Annotated in this window: 20 protein-coding genes; 8 read left to right on the top strand and 12 right to left on the bottom strand. The window is 55.2% G+C overall.

The annotated features are described in order from the left end of the window. Positions 1-143 precede the first annotated feature (143 nt). Entirely contained in the window at positions 144-1,124 is a 981-nt protein-coding gene (locus tag FD02_RS00235) for a dihydroorotate oxidase (RefSeq protein WP_054722545.1), read from the top strand. Positions 1,125-2,018: 894 nt separating this feature from the next. On the opposite strand, the gene FD02_RS00230 is transcribed toward FD02_RS00235, so the two are convergent. From FD02_RS00230 to sdaAB, 3 genes are all read right to left on the bottom strand, one after another. Continuing rightward, entirely contained in the window at positions 2,019-3,524 is a 1,506-nt protein-coding gene (locus FD02_RS00230; RefSeq protein ID WP_056949806.1) for an oligopeptide:H+ symporter, read from the bottom strand. Positions 3,525-3,713: 189 nt separating this feature from the next. After that, the gene (sdaAA, locus tag FD02_RS00225) at positions 3,714-4,589 is read right to left on the bottom strand and encodes an L-serine ammonia-lyase, iron-sulfur-dependent, subunit alpha (RefSeq protein WP_056949805.1); all 876 of its coding nucleotides are present in this window, start codon (positions 4,587-4,589) and stop codon (positions 3,714-3,716) included. A gap of 4 nt (positions 4,590-4,593) precedes the next feature. After that, positions 4,594-5,262: an L-serine ammonia-lyase, iron-sulfur-dependent subunit beta gene (sdaAB, locus tag FD02_RS00220; protein WP_056949804.1), complete on the bottom strand. Its 669-nt coding sequence runs from the start codon at positions 5,260-5,262 to the stop codon at positions 4,594-4,596. Between the two features lie 159 nt (positions 5,263-5,421). Between sdaAB and FD02_RS00215 the strand changes: the two genes are divergently transcribed. Next, positions 5,422-5,925: a hypothetical protein gene (locus tag FD02_RS00215; protein WP_054722551.1), complete on the top strand. Its 504-nt coding sequence runs from the start codon at positions 5,422-5,424 to the stop codon at positions 5,923-5,925. Between the two features lie 53 nt (positions 5,926-5,978). Here FD02_RS00215 and FD02_RS00210 read toward each other — a convergent pair whose 3' ends face one another. The 5 genes from FD02_RS00210 to recX all read right to left on the bottom strand — a co-directional run bounded on the left by FD02_RS00210 (position 5,979) and on the right by recX (position 9,889). Then, positions 5,979-7,163: a hypothetical protein gene (locus FD02_RS00210; RefSeq protein WP_056949803.1), complete on the bottom strand. Its 1,185-nt coding sequence runs from the start codon at positions 7,161-7,163 to the stop codon at positions 5,979-5,981. A 159-nt stretch (positions 7,164-7,322) separates the two neighbouring features. Next, the gene (locus FD02_RS00205; RefSeq protein ID WP_056949802.1) at positions 7,323-7,940 is read right to left on the bottom strand and encodes a sugar O-acetyltransferase; all 618 of its coding nucleotides are present in this window, start codon (positions 7,938-7,940) and stop codon (positions 7,323-7,325) included. Next, positions 7,933-8,439, bottom strand: coding sequence for a hypothetical protein (locus tag FD02_RS00200; RefSeq protein ID WP_054722556.1), 507 nt, complete (start codon positions 8,437-8,439; stop codon positions 7,933-7,935). The genes FD02_RS00205 and FD02_RS00200 overlap by 8 nt, the downstream gene beginning before the upstream one ends. A gap of 48 nt (positions 8,440-8,487) precedes the next feature. After that, positions 8,488-9,024: a nucleoside tri-diphosphate phosphatase gene (gene ntdP / locus FD02_RS00195; RefSeq protein ID WP_054722558.1), complete on the bottom strand. Its 537-nt coding sequence runs from the start codon at positions 9,022-9,024 to the stop codon at positions 8,488-8,490. Positions 9,025-9,094: 70 nt separating this feature from the next. Beyond that, positions 9,095-9,889 carry a recombination regulator RecX gene (gene recX, locus FD02_RS00190; RefSeq protein WP_082603248.1) on the bottom strand — a complete coding sequence of 265 codons (795 nt, stop codon included), beginning with the start codon at positions 9,887-9,889 and terminating at the stop codon, positions 9,095-9,097. A 75-nt stretch (positions 9,890-9,964) separates the two neighbouring features. Here recX and FD02_RS00185 point away from each other — a divergent pair, with 75 nt between their 5' ends. After that, complete coding sequence (locus tag FD02_RS00185) at positions 9,965-11,455, top strand: helix-turn-helix domain-containing protein (RefSeq protein ID WP_056949801.1); 1,491 nt, start codon at positions 9,965-9,967, stop codon at positions 11,453-11,455. Between the two features lie 18 nt (positions 11,456-11,473). On the opposite strand, the gene FD02_RS00180 is transcribed toward FD02_RS00185, so the two are convergent. Then, positions 11,474-11,845 carry a hypothetical protein gene (locus tag FD02_RS00180; RefSeq protein ID WP_054722568.1) on the bottom strand — a complete coding sequence of 124 codons (372 nt, stop codon included), beginning with the start codon at positions 11,843-11,845 and terminating at the stop codon, positions 11,474-11,476. Positions 11,846-11,939: 94 nt separating this feature from the next. Here FD02_RS00180 and rlmD point away from each other — a divergent pair, with 94 nt between their 5' ends. Then, on the top strand, positions 11,940-13,307 hold the full coding sequence (rlmD, locus tag FD02_RS00175) for a 23S rRNA (uracil(1939)-C(5))-methyltransferase RlmD (RefSeq protein WP_056949800.1): 1,368 nt from the start codon (positions 11,940-11,942) through the stop codon (positions 13,305-13,307). A gap of 9 nt (positions 13,308-13,316) precedes the next feature. Further along, complete coding sequence (locus FD02_RS00170; protein WP_054722571.1) at positions 13,317-13,796, top strand: nucleoside 2-deoxyribosyltransferase; 480 nt, start codon at positions 13,317-13,319, stop codon at positions 13,794-13,796. A 38-nt stretch (positions 13,797-13,834) separates the two neighbouring features. Here the strand turns inward: FD02_RS00170 and FD02_RS00165 are convergent, their stop codons facing one another. The 3 genes from FD02_RS00165 to FD02_RS00155 form a co-directional block, all read right to left on the bottom strand. After that, positions 13,835-14,704 (bottom strand): helix-turn-helix domain-containing protein, encoded by an 870-nt coding sequence (locus FD02_RS00165; RefSeq protein ID WP_054722573.1) that lies wholly within the window; start codon positions 14,702-14,704, stop codon positions 13,835-13,837. A gap of 233 nt (positions 14,705-14,937) precedes the next feature. Beyond that, the gene (locus tag FD02_RS00160) at positions 14,938-15,909 is read right to left on the bottom strand and encodes a DUF2785 domain-containing protein (RefSeq protein WP_056949799.1); all 972 of its coding nucleotides are present in this window, start codon (positions 15,907-15,909) and stop codon (positions 14,938-14,940) included. Positions 15,910-15,930: 21 nt separating this feature from the next. Beyond that, the gene (locus tag FD02_RS00155; RefSeq protein WP_054722577.1) at positions 15,931-16,311 is read right to left on the bottom strand and encodes a DUF1694 domain-containing protein; all 381 of its coding nucleotides are present in this window, start codon (positions 16,309-16,311) and stop codon (positions 15,931-15,933) included. Between the two features lie 358 nt (positions 16,312-16,669). Here FD02_RS00155 and FD02_RS00150 point away from each other — a divergent pair, with 358 nt between their 5' ends. The 3 genes from FD02_RS00150 (at position 16,670) to FD02_RS00140 (ending at position 19,540) form a co-directional block, all read left to right on the top strand. Beyond that, on the top strand, positions 16,670-17,764 hold the full coding sequence (locus tag FD02_RS00150; RefSeq protein ID WP_056949798.1) for a type I restriction endonuclease: 1,095 nt from the start codon (positions 16,670-16,672) through the stop codon (positions 17,762-17,764). Positions 17,765-18,190: 426 nt separating this feature from the next. Beyond that, entirely contained in the window at positions 18,191-18,574 is a 384-nt protein-coding gene (locus FD02_RS00145; RefSeq protein WP_420805077.1) for an SHOCT domain-containing protein, read from the top strand. A gap of 96 nt (positions 18,575-18,670) precedes the next feature. Next, positions 18,671-19,540: a hypothetical protein gene (locus FD02_RS00140; RefSeq protein WP_054722579.1), complete on the top strand. Its 870-nt coding sequence runs from the start codon at positions 18,671-18,673 to the stop codon at positions 19,538-19,540. The last annotated feature ends 30 nt before the right edge of the window (positions 19,541-19,570 follow it).

Below are 19,570 nucleotides of genomic sequence, written 5' to 3'. Positions count from 1 at the left end.
AAACAGCTAGCAGAATCGCGCCGCTGCCGGCAATTCCCGAACATTTTCATTTCGGCCAATCTGTGGTTTAATGGCTCTGGCTGAAACCGGGTTCACAGTGTCGTGCAACCCGCCACTGCTCACAACTTGCTTAGGAGGAAATCATGACGTTAACGACGCATATCGGTTCGTTTGAATTCGCCAACCCCATTATGAATGCCAGTGGGGTGCATTGCTTGTCCGCACAAGACCTCGATGAATTGGCCGCCAGCGCGGCGGGCAGTTTCATCACCAAAAGCGGGACCCTGGAAGCGCGCGTCGGCAACCCGGCGCCGCGATACGCCACGTTGCCCTACGGCAGCATCAATTCCATGGGCCTGCCGAATAAAGGCCTCGATTACTATATTCAATACGCGGAGAAATTCCAAGCCGCCCACCCCGACCAGCCCTTCTTCTTATCAGTAGCCGGCATGGCCCCCAGCGACTATGTGACGATGGCCAAGCAAATTCAAGCCAGCAGCTTCACCGGCCTGACCGAATTCAACCTCAGCTGCCCGAACGTACCCGGCAAGCCTCAGGTCGCTTACGATGTTGAGGCGACTGAGCAGATCCTCACCGAATTGTTCAAGGTCTTCAACAAACCGGCCGGCATTAAGCTGCCACCGTATTTTGACCTCGCCCAATTCGACGCAATGGCTGCCGTGTTGAATCGCTTCCCCATCACCTACATCAATTCGATCAACAGCCTGGGCAACGGCTTGATGATCGACCCGGCCACGGACACGACGCTGGTACGCCCGAAAGGCGGGTTCGGTGGCATCGGCGGCGCCTACGCCAAGCCGATTGCGTTAGCCAATGTCCGCGCCTTCCGCGAACGCCTGCGGCCAGAGATCAGCATCGTCGGCACCGGCGGCGTGCGCAACGGGCGCGACGTCTACGAACTGATTCTGTGCGGCGCTAGCATGGTGCAAGTCGCCACGACTCTGCAAGAAGAAGGCCTTGGCGTCTTTCCTCGCCTACTGGCCGAACTGCAAGTGGCCATGGCGGAAAATGGCCACACCAGCCTCACCGATTTTCAGGGCCAGCTGCACACCATCACCACGCCAGTCACCGATGCCGTCAGTGGGGCATCAGTCAAAGATTAAAAAAAAGTCCTCGCGTCAGCTTGATCGTCATTGGTCAGGCGAATGCGAGGATTTTTTTGCTTGGCAACACGCCAAAACACCCGTCCCCGCCATGACGGCAGACACGGGTGAATTGGTGGTTTCAGGCAAGCGCTATCGTCAGGTCATGACGCTGACTACTGCGATCATGCCGGCGCACTCATGAATGCGCCGGCACCGCCGCTCACGTACGTCTACGTTGGCGGTGAGTGCGTTGCCTTGCAAGTGAGCCACAACGCACCGGACAGCCTGAACCATGGGCGACTGTTGCTGACGGCCCGAGGTCTGTGCGGGTTCGCCGGCCGGCAAAGGCTCGCACGGGTGGTGAGTTGAGTTTCGAGAAAACCGCGAGGCACGGCAAGCCCTGAGCGAATGGTGAGGTGAAGCGCAATGTTCACACTCATGTCCGCGTGGCGAGATGCGTGGTGGTTACCAAGGTGAAACTCAACTCACCCGCCTGCCAATCACGGGCCGCGCGGGCTTTCGCCGATAATGCGCAGTCGGGTGACGGGCAAGCCTTTGGGCGAGTGTGGCTGGCGGCCCAAAGCCTGGACGATTCATGCTGACGGTCCGAGTCTGAACCCAACATTGCTGGCGGGCTCACGCCTGAATCCGTGAAGCTGGCGATTCTCACCTGAGCGATTGGTGCTGGCGCTCCTGCCTAGGCGAACTGGTGCTGACTGCCCGAGTCTGTGCAAGCGTTGTTGCCGGCCGGCGATGACCCTTACACTAGTAATAGCCATTGAGAATCGATTTTGGTTAATTTCAATTTGGCGAATATTGAAAAGTCAGTCATATCAAGGGCTACAGCGACCGGTTTGATGAGAATATTCTCATTTTTATTTTTGACCCAGCCCGCTTCGACTGTTTTGGCGATCACGCCATGGCCGCTTCCAACTTACTGCGGGTGGCATACAGATAGATACCCACCAGCACGGAACCGACGCCAAGGAACGGGAACAAGGTCAGTTGCTTATCCACGGTGTTGAACACCATGAACACCAACATCCCGATGCCATTGCCAATCGTGGTGCACTGGCTCCACGCCGTTTGAATCTGGGTGTCATACGACTTTGGCGCCATCTTGGCCATCAAAGAAATCCCGGATGGTCCGCCCACCGCACCGGTGAAGTTATCGACCAGCATGGTCAGGATGTACCACAGCGGATTGACCTTGCCCGTCGCCAGGAAAATCGTCAACGGAATGACAAACAAGGTCACCGAGCCGAGAATGTAGCTCAACGCCATCTTGCTCAGGCTATGGATGCGGCTGCCGAATTTCGTCGCAGTCCACAGGTAAGTTGCGACCGGATTGAAAATCAGCGCAAACGCCGCGCCAATCGAGACGAAGGTCGCCGGGGCAAAAGTGAAGCCGCCAACGGTGCGGTTTAGTTTTTGGTCCATGTACATCAACGTGGCCGGCCCGGTCAGCGCCCAGATGACCGCTTGGAACACCTGAATGGCCAGGAGTTTGCCCATCGGCTTGAACACGCGTCGCTCGTGTTTGCTAATCGCCTTGTTGGTAAACATTTTCGTGAAAAATGCCAGCGGAATCAGGAAGGCCATCGTCGTGATCAGATTCAACAGGCGATCAAAGGTCAGGCTGTGGGTGCCCAAGGCGACCCCAAAAGCGACAAGCAAGACGGCGGCAACGAGGCCGCTCCACTTCAACACCGTGGTCCCTTCTCGTTTGGTCAGGGGCTTCACCGGCTTCAGCCCGAGGTCACCGAAGAACTTGTGGCCAAAAATCAAAATGATGCCGGCATACCCCAGCGCGGCCACCGCCGCAATGGCAAAGCCAATATGATAGTTCTTCGTCGAAATGTTGCCGACAATCACCGGGGCCAGCAAGCCGCCGATGCTATTAAAAATATTGTGCACGTTAAACGCCGCATCGCGCCGCGCGTCATCGGATTTGCGATAGAGTTGCGCCGTCAAAGAGGCGTTGCTCGAACCCATCAAGGGCACGCACAGCAAGATCAGGCCGATAAACATGAAAATTCGGCCTTGGTTCATGGTGATGGCGGGAATAGCCATCATCGCAAAGCCCAGCGCCTTCGTGACGTTGCCCCACACTAGCGCCTTTTGCATGCCCAGCACGCGGTCGGCCAGCCAGCTGCCGACGATGCCAAACACCGAATTGGCCACGCCCATCGCCGCGATAATCGAGCTGGCCTGGCCTTGCGAGAACCCAAGCCCTTTAGAAAACGGGGTGTACAAGTAATAGATAAAAATCGCGTTGAAGGCGGCCCACGCGATGGAATTAAATAAATTGCCGCTGCCTAAGACCCCGAGGCCCTTAGGGTGGCCGAAGAATTGCCGGTCTTGATAAACGGCCGCCATTTTTGGATCGACGGATTCAGTTGCTGTTGTTTCTGCCAAGATTCCTTTCCTCCTGCACCGGGCTGCGACCTGCGCTGGGTCGAGCCGATAATGAATTGCTAATGGGAAAACGCTTTCTAGGTCATCTTAAGCGCGGGGCCAGCATCTGACAGTCAACACATTGAAGAATTGGTGCACAATTTTTACGCAAACAAAACGCCTTGGCGTGACCACCAAGGCGAAAATCGTTTATTCAGTTGGCTCGCCGAAGACTTGCGCCATCAGCTTGCGGCCGGTGGGCGACTGCGCTAATCCGCCTTCCGCGGTTTCCCGAAACATGGCTGGCAACTGGCGGCCGACACGGCCCATGGTGTCGATGACCTCGTCAGGCGGAATCACGCTACGCACACCAGCCAAGGCCATGTCCGCGGACACCAGCGCCTGAGAGGCACCGAGGGCATTGCGCTTGATGCACGGAATCTCGACGAGGCCGGCCACCGGGTCGCAAATCAAGCCCAGCATGTTGGCAATGGTGATGGCAACGGCTTGCGCGGATTGGTCCGGCGTGCCGCCTTTTGCCGCCACTAAGGCCGCCGCGGCCATCGCACTGGCCGAACCGACCTCGGCTTGGCAGCCGCCTTCCGCCCCGGCAATGCCGGCGTGATTAGCAATCACCAAGCCGAATGCGCCCGCCGTAAACAGATAATCGACTTGCTGCTCGCGGGTCAACCCGAGGCGTTCGCGCACCGCGACTAACGTGCCGGCGAGCACCCCCGCACTCCCCGCAGTTGGGGTCGCACAAATCAGGCCCATTTTGGCGTTGACCTCGTTGACCGCCACGGCGTTGCGCACGGCTTCGAGCACGGTAGGATCACATAGCGTATCGCCAGCGGCCAAATACGCATCCAGGCGCTTGGCGTCACCGCCAGTTAAGCCGGTCACCGAGGTCACGCCTTGAATCCCTTGGTGAACGGCCGCCACCATGACGTCGAGGTTGCGGCCCATCAAGTCGCGAATCTGCTCGCGAGTCCGGCCGGTGTTAGCCATTTCTTGCGCCACCATCAGCTCGGCTACGTTGGGGTAAGCCGCGGCTTGCGTCACCAATTCGGCAACAGTGTGAAACATGGGTTCAGTCAAAATAAGTCACGCTTTCTACATCGGGAATCGCCTGCAACTGCGCCTTGAGCTCCGGGTGCCGCTCGTCAACTTCAAGAATCATAATCGCCTTTTCACCCTTGGCGGTGCGGGTCACGGTCATGGTGCCGATATTGACGTGAGCCGCGGCCATGATGTCCGTGGCCTTGGCAATCATCCCCGGCACGTCGCGGTGCACCGTGATAAATGTCGGCGTCCCCATTTGCAGCGAAATCTTCAGGCCGTTGATTTCAGAGATTTGGATGTTGCCGCCGCCAATCGACACGCCCGTCACCGTCAGCGTGCGGTCGCCTTTGGTCAGCACGATTTTCGCCGTGTTGGGGTGGTCGACTTGCGTGCTTTCCGGCACGAAGGCCACCTTAATGCCACGGTCATAGGCAATCTTCAACGAATCCGGCAGTTGCGGGTCGGCCGGCGACATGCCCAGCAGGCCTGCCACCAACGCGACATCGGTGCCGTGCCCGCGGTAGGTTTTGGCAAAGGACTCATACAGGTGAATCGTGACCGTCTCCGGCTCCTCGCCGAAAATGCTGCGTACGACCTTGCCGATGCGCGCGGCGCCGGCGGTGTGCGAGCTACTGGGCCCCACCATCACCGGCCCGATGATATCAAACACGCTATGAAAGCGAACTTCTTCTGCCATTTCAGCCTCCGCATTGTTCTTTCTTCCATCAAAGCACGGGAGGCCAACGAGGTCAAGTCATCCTGTCAGGTTGCCTCACGTCGTCAATTTTCGCCACGAAATCTCACCATTTTCCACGGCACGCAGGTATAATGGATAAAGAACGTCAGGAGGCGCCCTATGAGTGACCGCAAAGCCAGCGTCATTTTCTTTTTCTTCTTTGTTATTCCCTACCTTGCCGCGCAATTCATGATTGGTATCGCGTATAACGCCTTGGTGCTTCACGCTAGTAGCGTGTGGCGAACGTTGATTGGTGCCGGCGTCGGCGCGGTGATTTTGTATTTCGCCAAGATCCCCGTGGAGCGCCCGCTGCGGATCTTGGGCAAGTACACTTACGTACCGCTGATTCACCTCGCCGTGCGCTTCTTCATGTTGGCCTCGGCCCGGCCGCTGAAAATCACGCTGAACCTGCTGCTCGACTTTGGCGTTGCGGTAGGCAGCACGAACCTGGTGCGCTTCATTTGGCCGGATTACTTCGGCTACCGAATGTTGATCGGTACCCCGTTTGGCTGGTGCCTAGCCGTGATGTTTATCTCCATCATGATTGGTGCGTATCTCGATTTTGAAACCATGTCCATTGTGAATCCAAAATTGGTCAACCCAGAATTACGTCAAGGCAAGTAAAAACGGCGCCGCGGCTCACCCCTCAAGGTGAGCTACGGCGCCGATTTTTTTAGTTAGGCCTGTACCGTAAGCGCCGGCTGCAACTGTTGGGTCCACACCCGATACACCAACGTTCGCCGCGGGTCTTGAAACTCCTGCAAAAAGCTCTGGAGACTTTTCTGATAGGCCAAGGGTAAGCCTTGCCGCTCGGCGTATGCTTCAAGGTGAGTCAACAAGCGACGCCCAGCCGCAGCACAACAAGACGGCGTGCGCGGATCCTCATGGGCCACCTGCTCGCTTTGCCGGCGGCTTTGCGCTAGCACTGTAGCAACCTGGTCGGCTGCTAACGGTGGCTGCTGAGCAAAATACATTGCCATCACCTGAATCAGGCGTAGCTGATCCGCCGTCACGCCTGTGCTGGTGGTGGGATTTAGATCAAACGCCCGCAACTCCAGGTGAGAGATTCCCGCCCGCAGTTGTTGCGGTGCCTTGCCGCGCAGGCCCTTCAGCCGCACCGGTTCGTAGTATTGGCTCGCCCGCAGGAGTTCCCCAGAGGCCAGCGCCGATTCAAGCCGGCTCACGTAATGTTCAAGACTGCGATAGTCTCCAGTAATGCTCGTTGGGAACCCCGCTTGTCCACTGCGCACACTGCGCACCGGTACCGGCAGGTCGGCGCCTGGCGCGTAACCGGCAAAACTCGCTGGCGTGGCCCCAAACAAATACACGAACACCCACTGGTAGCGCATGAATTGTTGCGCCACGTGCATGTACAGCGCGTTGGCATCACTCAGTGGCGACTGCGCAACTAGCTTGGCCACCGCCGAGGCGGCAAAACTCACGTTGATGTGCACGCCGTTATTCATCAAGCGGCGCATGTCGTACCAGCCACTCAAGGTGCGCCGGTAGGGATAGGTCGCCTCGGGCACGCGTGAAATCTGGGCCAGCGTCGGCGGCGCAGCCAACGGCGGTGGGCAACTATACGGCCACAACCACTCCGCCGGTGCCAGCTGACGTGCCACTTCGCCGATAATCTGAGTCCCGGTGGCCAGATTGGCGACCACATCAGCGGTCGGCGGCAAGGTGAACTCCACCTGCGCCTCGAAGTATTCGCGGTCGACATAGTCGCGCACCGCCGGGGTCAGATCCGTGGGATACGGCTGCTGGCTAACGGCGCCTTGGCGATCGACGCGCAGTTTTTCCACCTCGATGCCGAGGATGACTTGGTCAACGGTCGGCGTGGTCGAACACGGCTCTTTCATGACGCTCACTCCCTTCGCCTGCATCAAGCAGTTGCTAATTTGAGTATAGCAACCTCCCAAGCCGTGATACAAATATTCTAATATTGTTCATTAATATCAAGTTAACCGCACGATCAAAAAAGCGCCGACTCCTTACAGGAATCGACGCGGATCAGTTGGTTATTGTTGCGCAAATTCGGCGTCATACGCGGCACGTTGCGCTTGCCAGGTAGCGGCATCCTCAGGCCCCAATGGCCGTAAGACGCGGGCCGGATTACCGACTGCCACGACGTTCGCCGGCAGATCCTTGGTCACCACGGCGCCGGCGCCGACAACAGTGTTATCGCCAATGGTGACGCCGCCAAGCACCGTGACCTCGCCACCAATCCACACTCGGTCGCCGATGGTGATTGGCTTGGCGTATTCGTAGCCCGCCACGCGCACTGCCGCATCAAGCGGGTGCCCCGGCGTCAGCAAACTGACCCGCGGGCCAAACATGACGTCTGCGCCGATGGTAATCGGGGCGACATCTAACATGATCGGGTCGTAATTGGCATAGAACCGGTCGCCGACGCGAATGTTTTCGCCGTAGTCCACCGCCAAGCGAGGCTCGATATACACATGCTCACCCACCGCACCGAAGAGCTGCTGCAAGAGTTCCCGCCGCCCGGTCAAATCGGTGATGCTGGTGCGGTTATATTTTTCCATCAACAGTCTGGCGCGCCGTTGCTTGGCGGGCAAGTCGCCCTTGCTGGCAATGTACAGCTCCCCAGATTTCATGCGTTCTTCATTAGTCATACTCGTCATACCCTTCCAACTGATCCGGATTGACATACAGCCGGTGCGTAATCGTCGCCGAATTCACCGCAAACGACTCGACGTAATACGGCCAATCCGTTTGCCCGATATGCTCCGGCAACGGGAAGCCGGCACTTTCCAGTTCCGCCATGCCCTTCATGTAACTGACTTCCACCGGCATATCCGCCAACAAGCGGTTGGTCTTTTCGCTGGTGCTGGCCACCGTGGCAGCCGGTAACTTGAAATTGGTCAAACCCGCCGGCACCTGCGCCATGGCCGGCAGCAACGCCCCCACCCAGTACTGAAACGCACCGTAAGGCGAAAACACCAACAGGTAGCTGCGGTTCGGCGTATCGGTGAGGGCATCGAGCTGTGGCCAATACCCCGCGGCTTCAAAATCTCGCCAACACTGGGCAAAGGTATTCAGTTCGTCGAGGTCCTCGGTGGTAAAGACCTTGCCGGCAAAACTAGCCGCCGGTGTTTGAATTAATTCTGTCATGGTTCCTCCTCCAATCAAAACAGGCTGCGGCACGCCGCAGCCTGTTGCCTACACTCGGTGAGCGAGTTGCAAGTACCGGTTGTACCATAAGTCGATGTAGGCCTGGGAAAATGGTCCCTTGCCGTGGTTGATCCAATCCACCAACACGCGCACATTCGCCTTGAGAATCCGATCGGTCGCCGCGGGATATTGCCACAGCCGCCGGTGGGCCTCGTATTCATCGACGTCTAACAGGCGCTTTTCCCCATCCGGGAACACCTTGACGTCGAGGTCATAGTCGATGTACTTCACCGCCTCGTGATCGAGAACATACGGCGTCGCCAAGTTGCAGTAATACGACACGCCGCCTTCTCGAATCATGGCGATGATGTTGAACCAATAATGTTGATGAAAATAAATAATCGCCGGCTCGCGGGTCAACCACCGCCGGCCATCTGACTCCGTCACTAACGTGTGATCGTTACAACCGATTAATGCATCTTCGCTGGTTTTCAGCACCATGGTGTCTCGCCAGGTGCGGTGCAGGCTACCGTCATGCTTGTAGCTTTGAATGGCGACCGAATCGCCTTCTTTGGGTATCCGCATCTCTAACCTGCTTTCACAAAATCGTATTCTGTTTCAGTATACCAAAAAACAGGCCCAGCGGGGGCCTGTTTTAGTCATCGGTCAATTCGGCTAAGGCGGCGTCGATGGCCGTCAAGTCGTAACCCTTGCGATACAACGCCTGCTTCACGCGTTGCCGCCGATCGTAACCGGTATATTTACGCTTCAAGCGCCACTGCTTGGCCGCCTCGGTGGCCAATCGATCGGCCTCGCCCGCCGGATCAGGTTGAAAGTCCAAATCGGCCAGCGCGGCGGCTGCGGCATCGGCGTTAAAGCCTTTTTGCAAAACGGCCAGCTTGATGCGGGCCACGGCGTCGTGATACGCGCGGCGCTGGTTGTGCTTGGCGGCCTTAGCTGCCACGCGCAATGCGACTGCTGCCCACTGCGCGGTGGTGACCGCAGCTAAGACGTCGGCTTGAATGTCCTTGGCCACGCCTTTTTTCGTCAGGACCTGCATCACCGCCTTGGGGCCGCGCTCCCCCATCAGCAAGTTGTCGTTCACATACGCGCGGGCATAGGCGGCATCGTCGAGGTAGTGCAGCTCGGTCAGTCGCGTCACCGCCGCATCGATGGCGTCCGGCGGCAGCTCGGCTTCGGCGAGGTGTTGGCGCAGTTCGTGCACCGTGCGCGACTGGTGGCTCAGGTAATCCAGCGCCAAGGTGTTGGCGCTGGCGGTGACCTCGGCGGCCTTGATGGCTTGCTCCAGCGCCGGGGTCAGCTCCTGCCCCTTGCTCAGGCGAAACTGAATCAGGCTTTGCTCGCTCACCGGAAACGCGTAATGACCATCAATAAAAATGTTATAGCGCCCGCGTCGTTTTTGTGTGGTGATTGCCGTAATTTTTGGCATGTTATCCTGACCCCTTTCGACAAGCAATAATTGATGCTGTGTTATACTACTAATGACTTTTGGGGGAGGTGCCTCATGTTCGAATCCTATTTCTTCGACAAGCATATGCTAACGAATTATCGGGTTTTTCGCGTGATGAAAGCCCTCTCCACCTCAAGTTTTACCGTGACGCGGTTGGCCGAAGTGGTGGGCTTGAGCTATGCCCAAACCTATGCCGCCTTTCAAGCCATCATGAAGGATCTCCAAAGTCTCGGCATCGTGCCGGAAACGGCGGTCAATGAAGTCACCTTTCAGCATATCGCCAAAGCGATCACCGTGGATCAATACCGCCTACACCTGCTCGACCAAAGTCCTAGTTTTAATCTCTTTCGCTACCTGTTCACGGCACCGGTGCCGAATGTCCATGAGTTCTGCGCCGACCATCACTATAATATCACGACGTTGCGCCGACGTGCGGCGGCCTACAAGCGGTACTTGGCCAGCTGCCATATCACGTTAAACACCAGCACCTGGGCCTTAGAAGGCGCAGAGGTGCAGATTCGCCTCGCCATGGAGACGTTTTTCCTGCTTGGCTATCGCGGCAATGGTTGGCCGTTCACCGCGGCGCTTGACGCCACGGTGCGTGACCACCTGGCCCGGCTCACGCCGGCGGTGCGGCAACAGTGGTTCATCCCCTTGGCCAGCGCCATGCAAGATCGCATGCGCTTGGCGTGTCAATTGCTGCGGCAACGTCAAGGCCACCTGTTGCCGGAGCTTCCAGCGCTGAGCTATCTGGAACAGGCCGAGAAGCGCCCGCTGCCACCGTTATTCACCGCTGACGAGCTCAGCGACGTGCACCGGCAAACCGAAACGCTGTTTTATTGTTTCATGCAGCTGCATAGCCTGAGCTTTGACCTACAGCCTACCCCGGCCACCAGCTGGCTACTCTCCCGCTTCGGCGCGCTTGAGGTGGCCCCGGTGGCGTATGCCAAGGGTTTGGTTGCCTGGCTCGATCAGCACGAACAAGCCCTTGGCGGTGAGCCCGCCAACAATGACCGGATGCTCGCCAACCTCTACCGGATCGCCTATAGTTTTGCGGTGGTCGGCACCAATTTTTCCCGCCGGGTCGATTTTTACTCCAGCGACGAGTTGGGCAGCGATCACGGCGCACTGGCCAGCTGCATCAATGCCTATGCTGCGCAGCTACCAACCACGGGCGTGCTTGGGGAGTTCCACGATTTGGCCCCGTTGATGACCACCGGCTTGTTTTTGACCACGGCGCGCTGCTATCCGCAGCTGAACACCGATCATTGCCTGAAAGTCGCCACGCTCGTCGACCCGGGGACCTTCGCTATTCGCGATTTGTTGCAGTTTTTAGCTGGCATTCAATTCGTCAAGCTGGTGGCGCCGGCGGATTACCGCGAAGCTGACCTCATCATCACCACGCTGGTCGACCCCGCAGACGCAGGAACCGAATTGCGGCCGGACACCCCGGTGATTCATTGGCAAACCACGGCCACCGACAACGATTATTTCCGGTTGTACACCGCGCTCCAAACTGCCTGTGAACGGCACAATCGCCGCTAGTCTACTAGCGGCGATTTTTTAATGTTGCGGGATGGCGACCCACCCGATGAAGTAGTTCACCACTTCGTACCCAATCAATGCCAACAGCACGAAAATCGTTAAGCCCGTATTGTCGAGCCACTTGAGGTACCCCACGGCCACGGCGAGCACCGCAAAGGCGGCGAGGTACCACCCCAGCTGACGGTTATCGCGAATGACAAACTCGGCTTCTGGACTTTGGTAGCTCAACGTGTGGCGCCGGGTGTGTTTGCCCACGCGCCAAGTGATCACATCCCCGCGGTGCACCTTGAGCGTGACGGATTCGCCGGCGTGAAGTTCGTGAGCCTCTTGGTTGTGCCACACCGTGGTAGTCAACCGCCCGCGGCCACTGCTTTCATAACTAATCTTCATGCTGTTCCTCCTCGTTGTGCTTCTATTATACCTGACCGGGTGGCCGCGCGCACCGTCACACGGTATAATCATCACGACACGATAAGGGGGAGACATGGATAATCAAGTAAAAATTGGGACGCGCTTTCCGCTCACCATCAAACGGTTAGACATCAACGGGGCCGGCATCGGCTATTACAAACGGAAAATCACCTTCGTCACCGGCGCGCTGCCGCAGGAGGTCGTCGTCGCTGAGGTCACGGCCGTGCATGAGCGCTTCTTGGAAGCCAGGGTGCACCGCGTCAAGCAACCCAGCCCCGACCGCGTGCCGCCAATCGATCCGCTTTACGGTCAGGTTGGCGGCATCGAGTTGGCCCACCTCGCTTACCCTGCACAGCTGGCGTTTAAGCGCGACGTGGTGGCCCAGTCCTTGGCCAAATATAAACCAGCCGGCTGGCAACATTATGATTTGCGCCCCACCATCGGTATGGCGCAGCCGTTACATTATCGCAACAAGGCCTCATTCCCGGTGCGCCGCGTGAACGGCCACGTGGCGGCGGGCCTGTACGCGCCGGGTTCCCACCGGCTCGTGCCGCTAACGCATTTTGCCACGCAACGCGAAAGTACAATGCACATCGTCACCACGCTGTGCCACCTGCTGGAATCACTTGACGTGCCCGTGTACGACGAGCATCAGAATGCCGGCGCGGTGAAAACATTAATTGTCCGCGAAGCCGCGGCCACCGGCGAAAGCCAGGTGACCTTGGTGACCAACAGTCCGGAATTGCCACAACAAGGGCCGCTGCTGGCGGCGATTGCCCGCGAGCTCCCGACGGTGGTGTCGGTGGCGCAAAACGTCAACCCCGGCCGTACCAGTTTATTATGGGGCCCCACCACCAAAATCTTGGCCGGCCAGCCGACAATTACCGAAACCATTTTAGGCAAACAATTCCAGCTTTCACCGCAAGCGTTCTTGCAACTGAATCCGGCACAAACCGCCACGCTGTACGAAACGGCGGCCAAGGCCTTGGCGTTAACGCCGCAGGACCGGCTAGTTGACGCGTATGCCGGCGTCGGCACCATCGGCATCACGCTGGCCGATCGCGTGCAGGAAGTGCGCGGCATGGAAATTATTCCCGCTGCCGTCGCCGACGCCAATGCCAACGCCGCTCGCAACGGCGTGACCAATGCGCGCTATGAAGTGGGCACCGCCGAAACCGTTTTTCCGCGCTGGCTAAAGGCTGGCTTCGCCCCCACCGCCGTGGTGGTCGATCCACCGCGGGCCGGTTTGGACGGCGGTTTAATTCGCGCCTTGCACCAGGCGCGCCCGGCTAAGCTGTGTTACATTTCGTGCAATCCGTCGACCTTGGCCCGCGACTTAGTGGCACTCAGCCGCGACTATCGCGTCGACTACATTCAATCTATCGACATGTTCCCGTACACCGCGCGCTGCGAAGCGGTGGTCAAACTGACTCGGCTGTAGGAGGCTATCATGAAACTTTACTTTGCTAACGGCCTATTTTCGCAGGCCGACTTTGATTTTAACGCCAAGCTCGTGGCGCAACTGCGCGCCGCCAATCCCGGGTTGACCATTTATCTGCCGCAGGAAAATACGGCGATTAACGACAAGCAGGCTTACGCAGACAGCAAGATGATTGCCGAAGCCGACACCAAGGAAGTGCTCAGCGCAGACGCCATGATCGCCGTGTTGGACGGCCCGGTGATCGACGCCGGCGTGGCCAGCGAAATCGGCATCGCGTACGCCAAGGGCATGCACCTCTTCGGCTTGTACACCGATTCACGGCAGCAAGGCGCCACCAACGCGAAGAAAATTGCCGCCTTACAAACGGTGGCGGAAAACCAATTCCACTACCTGAATCTCTACACCGTCGGCTTGATCAAACTCAACGGCGAGGTGTATTCGACCCCCGAAGCACTGGTCGCCGCGGTGCACGATTTCGTCCAAAACTAACAATAACGCCTCGCGCAACCTGCGCGAGGCGTTATTTGTTATGCCGATAATTCGGCCCATTGCGCCGCTAACCGATCGCTGGCGGCGTCGGCTTCTTGCAACTGCGCTAAGGCCTGAGCAATTTCGTAACTCGCCGGCGCCTCGGCGTCGCCGGTGGCCCGTAACGCCAGCGCCTCTAACGCATACAGTTCCGCCAGCAGAAACAGACTTTCCTCGGCGATGGCGCGCTTGATGCCGCGCCGCACGTAAGTTAATACCGCGGCATAATCCTGTAAGGCGTAATACACTTGGGCCAGGTGCCAGTTTAACGTCAACGCCACCGTCAAGGCTTCTTGATCCGGCTGCGCCGCCGTGGCCATCAGCGCTAAGGCGGAGTCGACATAGACGCGGGCACGTTCGTTGGCGCCTTGGTTGGCGTAGGCCAAGGCGAACCCCAACGTCGCCATGATGCCCAGCAAGTCGTGGTCGTTACTCAGCGTCGGATTCAGCACGCGACCAAAATAATAAATCGCCTCTTCCGGCTGTTCGTGCGCATATAATTCGACCATCCCTTGAAAATAATAAAATCGCCGCGTGGCACTCGGCTCCTTAAATTTCTCCGGCACCAGCGTGTGCAACTTCGCCTCGGCGGCTTGGTAATCGCCGTGGCGCACCAGCGACTCGACTTGATTCAGCGTCCGTTGGTTCCGGTCCGCCTGCTCAACGACGATGTCCGCCAGTTGAATCCCCAGCCGATTCACCAGCTGCAACAAGATTTCCATGCTCGGCACCTTGTTGCGCTTTTCAATCAGACTAATGGTCGCCTGGGTGCAGATATCCTTGGCCAGTGCGGCTTGCGACAGCCCGCGCAACTGGCGATAGTAGCGGACTCGTCCCCCGAGAATCCGCAATGTTGATTTCTTACGCATCACATACCACTCCTTTAGTGAGGGTGTTGGCCCGATAATCACCCATCAATTACCGGGAAGCAAAACTCCTTATATTTATCCCGGTACTAAATTATACGCGAACCACCAGAAAAACACCACCTGTTCATAAATAAATATATTCAGATAATGATATATTATCTAAATTATGTCGCGAACAATAGTTTGGATCTAATTTGGCAATAAAAAACGGCCACCGCAGCGGTGGCCGTCCTTCAATAGAAATCGAGAATTTTCTGCAGGTAATCGACGACGACTTGCGGCAGGTCGCCGCGCATCAACAAGCCGCTGAGGAGCCGATCGCGGTTATACCACCGGTTCCAGAAGCGAATCGATTCTCGAGGCCGCATTTTTTGCACCTTTTGTTGCCAGTGCGTCAGGCACATCACCAAGGAGTTCGCGTAAAACTCGTGCTTGGCGGCCAGGTTGGTCAGGTACAGCGCGATGCGTTGATCCTCACCGTACACCAGCGGCGTGTCGATGCGCTGCCAGCCTTCGATTGCGGCGGCCATCAACAAGATTTTCTCGCCGCGTTGCAGGAACTCGACGTTAGTCAGCTCGTCTAAGGCGTTGCCGATGTGGACGTAGGTGTGCGCCCAACCCTTCTTGGCCACGTAACCGCGCCCGTCTTTTTCCATCACGATGTAGGCGGTCAGGCGCAACACCAAGGTGTGATACTCGGCTTCGCTGAACAGGTGGTACTGATGGCTATCGGCATAGGTCAACACAGACAGAATCATCACGGCAAAACTGCGCAGAAACACCGCGTCGTTTTCCGGCTCGAGGATGTGGGCGTATAAAATGTCGGGAGCCTGCAGGCGAGTGAATACCATCAGCAACTGGTCATCGGATAACGCCCCCACTTGCAGCAAATCGTTCAGCAGGAAAAATACCCCTTTGTCCCGCACCGCCGGGCTGGTGCTGGCCAAGTGTGCCAGCATAAACTCGAGCTCGACGTCGGTAACGGTGGGATTCTTGGCCGCCTTGACGCGCTTGCCGATGGCGTGGATGCGCGCCAACGCGGCCAAGTCGTCGTGCGGTTCTTCAATCGGGGTGGCCGGCAATTCCGGCGCGTTGGCCATCAGCTGGCCGAGTTCGGCCGGCAAGGTGCGGAACAGCTTGCCCGCCAAGAGCCGCTGCTGAATATCTGCGACTTGCGCTTGAATCTGCGCCACTTCATTTGCCATTGTGCATGTCTCCTTTATTGTTCACAGTAAAATTGGCCGGGAGATTTTCTCCGTTGGGCTGGCCAACACCCAGCCAAAATCATCGGCGGTAATCGGCCGCGCGACCCGCAGCCCGGATTGGGCCATGATGGTAAACGGATAGTCGTGCGCCAACGCCTGTTGCATATATGTCGTCACCAGCTCCTGGGGCATCCGGCCGTTCAGGTAGATGCGGTACTGCGGGTAACGCGTCAACACGGATGCCAGCAGGTCATAGATTTGCTCACTATGCAGTTGGCGCACCGTCACGGCCATCGCCACGCGCTCCCGAAAGTTGCCGAGAAACGCGCGCTTTTCGTCGGGGCGCAGCTGCGGCACCCCGAATGCGTGACTCTTGATAAAATCGGTTAAGTCTTCACTCATGGCTAACCTCCGCCACTAGTATACCGTTATGGCGCGCACGAAAAAAAGGGCCGCAGCCCTTTTTCTAGCCGACGCTAACGACGATATTCATGAGGACGATATCTCGAAAGCTTTATCCCTTTGTTATTTTCTTCCAATATCATTATGGCCAAGTAAAAATCTACAAAAAAGTACTATGAGCCATTGTCGAACCAAACTATTTAAAGTAAGCTAGAGATAATGCGAACGCTAACATGTATATGTTTCTCTGCTTAGTTTGTGTCGAATGAAGTGCATTAAACTCTATTTACGTCCAACCCTGATTGACGAAAAAAGCTGAGAATCTTTTTTAGTTAAAAGCAATTATTTGGAGGATAACATGGAAAAAGAAGAGTTTACCCAGAAAATTAAAGCTGTGGCAAAACGCGTCGATCAATTTCGAGATAGCCTGAAAACTGAGGAAGCGACAAAGAGTTCATTGATCCAACCATTTTTTCAGGCATTTGGCTACGATGTGTTTAATCCACTCGAGTTTATTCCAGAGTACACGGCGGATGTGGGTATTAAGAAAGGTGAAAAAGTTGATTATGCCATCGTAATCGCTGGCAAACTCCAGTTACTGGTTGAGTGTAAAGCAATCAACGAAGATCTCAATAACCACGACTCTCAATTGTTTAGATACTTCGGGACTACAGACGCAAAGTTTGGTATCCTCTCAAACGGTGACGAGTATCGGTTCTTTACCGATTTGGATAACCAGAATAAGATGGATTCTGAGCCTTTTCTCACCGTTCACCTGAGCACTTTGAGAGATAGCCAAATCAACGAGCTGTTCCGCTTCACCAAAGATAATTTTGATGAGGAAAGTATCTCCTCGTCTGCCTCTCAGTTGAAGTACAGCAATCAATTCCGTGACTACCTCACGCATCAAATCAAGTCTGTAAATGAAGATTTCGTTCGCTTCATTTTGTCTAACGTCTTTCATGAGCGTGCAACTCAAGCAAATCTCGAGCTGTTCACTCCGATTATTCAATCCGGCTTTAATCAGGCAATTCAGGAAGAAGTTAGTGACAAATTGAGTTCTGCGCTTAACACGTCCGTCTCAACGAACTCATCGACCACCCCAACCTCTAATGAGACAACCCAATCAGAAGAAGACAACGAAGAAAATGATTCAAGTACTTCCACAATTGTGACCACCCCTGCTGAAATCGAAGCATACACAACGGTGAAAATCATCTTACGGGACAAACTCGATGAAGAGCGCGTATTTTATCGCGACAACAAAAGTTACTTCAACGTACTCCTAGACGACAACATCAGAAAATGGATCGTTCGAGTATACTTCAGCAAGAGCCGCAACTGGATTCAACTCAATAATGCTGAAAAGGAAACTATCGACTTTGTCCACCCAATTGACTTGGTGCAGTTTTCAGATAAGATCACCGCTATTGTCGACGATCTTGATCAGTGACTCGCGGACCAATACAGCGGCTATCCTCCGTTCCCGCACCTAACTCGAGTGAATTAGCAACATCAAAACGAGTAGATGCAGAGTTCAATGTTACGTTACACTTTTCGAAGTCTCTAGTAATCGATTATTGTGGCATCGTTGTGACAATCTAAAATGAAGTAGAGCTCGTTAATCAAACCCGTAAAATCCATGAACTAGCTGACCATTACGCGCCTACTTCATGATGTCGGTCAAACTGTTATCAGTGATTTATATAATCAACCATATTCGCCCACTCAAGCAACAGGTCTGGATAAGTCGGGCCTTGGGCATTGTACAAAAAGTAGATCTTGGAGGGGAAAAATGGAGAGAACTTTTGTAAGCAACCATGGCGGCCGAAATGAGATTAAAATAGACGATTTCGGAGTCACAATTCACCGGAAAGGTATGCTTAACGCGCTAAATCAGGGATTAAAGGGCGATAAAACCATCCCATATAGTAGCATTACCGCCGTACAGCTTAAGAAGCCCGGTCTTACTAACGGCTATATTCAATTTTCGGTAATGGGCGGAAATGAATCACGAGGCGGTGTTTTTTCCGCAACTCAAGACGAAAACACGGTAATGTTTGCCGGCAAGAAAACGCTCGATGACATGATTGAACTGCAACAAATTGTGGAAGAAAAAATCAAAGAAGCACATCAACCCTATGGAGTAGTTAAGCAGACCAGTGACTTGGACGAATTAAAGAAGCTCAAGGACCTCCTAGACGCTGGCGCAGTTACTCAAGAAGAATTCGACGCTAAGAAAAAACAAATTCTCGGCCTATAAACAGAGGACACCTACCCGATCACACTCGTCCCAGTATGATCGGGTAGACGCAACGATTGTCGACTTCTATACAAGCTGGATTTGAGGAGGACTGAGATGAAGAAGTTATGGGTTGGACTGGTTACGCTATTTGCTGTCGTTGTGATGGCCGGTTGCGCTCAGACCAAGTTTGCAGTTACGTCTGGAGTTAAATCCGGAGTCGTTAAAGTTGATGAGGCGGGTAATTTTTCGATTAAAGGCACCGCTCCGAGTGAAGTTAAGTATGTATCAATTACTGAGAGTGACGCTGTGCTGAAATGTGTCAAGGTATCCGACGGAAAATTCGCAATTCCTGCTCAGTTCGATAGCAGTGATGTGCCTGTAGAAATTGTGGGTACTGCAAAGAAGCAAATTGAGAATGGCGCAATTCTTAGTAAGGACGTGTTGCACAAACTCAAGTATAAATCTGGAAAGTTCGATGATTCTGAAGGCGAAGGCACTACCAACGACGACGAATCTGATTCTAGTGATGACAGTTCTGAAGATACTACTTCATCCACGCCTTACGAGATTGGCCAGGAAGCCAAACTGTCAGACGGCAGTGGTAACCAAATGTGGGGGTTAAAACTTACAAGTGCTACTAAGAACTTCAACTCTAGTGGTCAAAACTTGGTGAACAGTGACATTGATACCATTGCCATTACGAATGAAAAATCCGTTCAATTTTCTTTCAACTATACAAACTACGGTGACAGTGAATCTTACTTACCAACAATCTGGGACTTCACAGTTTATGACCAGTCTGGCACAGCGGGAGAAATTGTAGACCAGCAGGATGGGCAAAATGAAGTATCAATTGGTCATAATGGTAATACGACGTTCTGGGTAAACTTTACTTCTGCAGTCGGTAAGGGGGATAAAGTCACCCTTGAGTATCAGCCAGACGGATTGGATAGCCCAATAACATTTGAGGCAACCGTAAACTAAAGCAATGTCCAGTCCATAATTATTGGAGGA

The organism is Lacticaseibacillus nasuensis JCM 17158, from assembly GCF_001434705.1.
Classification (GTDB): Bacteria; Bacillota; Bacilli; order Lactobacillales; family Lactobacillaceae; genus Lacticaseibacillus; species Lacticaseibacillus nasuensis.
The sequence above is the reverse complement of the archived record's forward strand: the minus strand, read 5'-3'. Positions and strand labels throughout refer to the sequence as shown.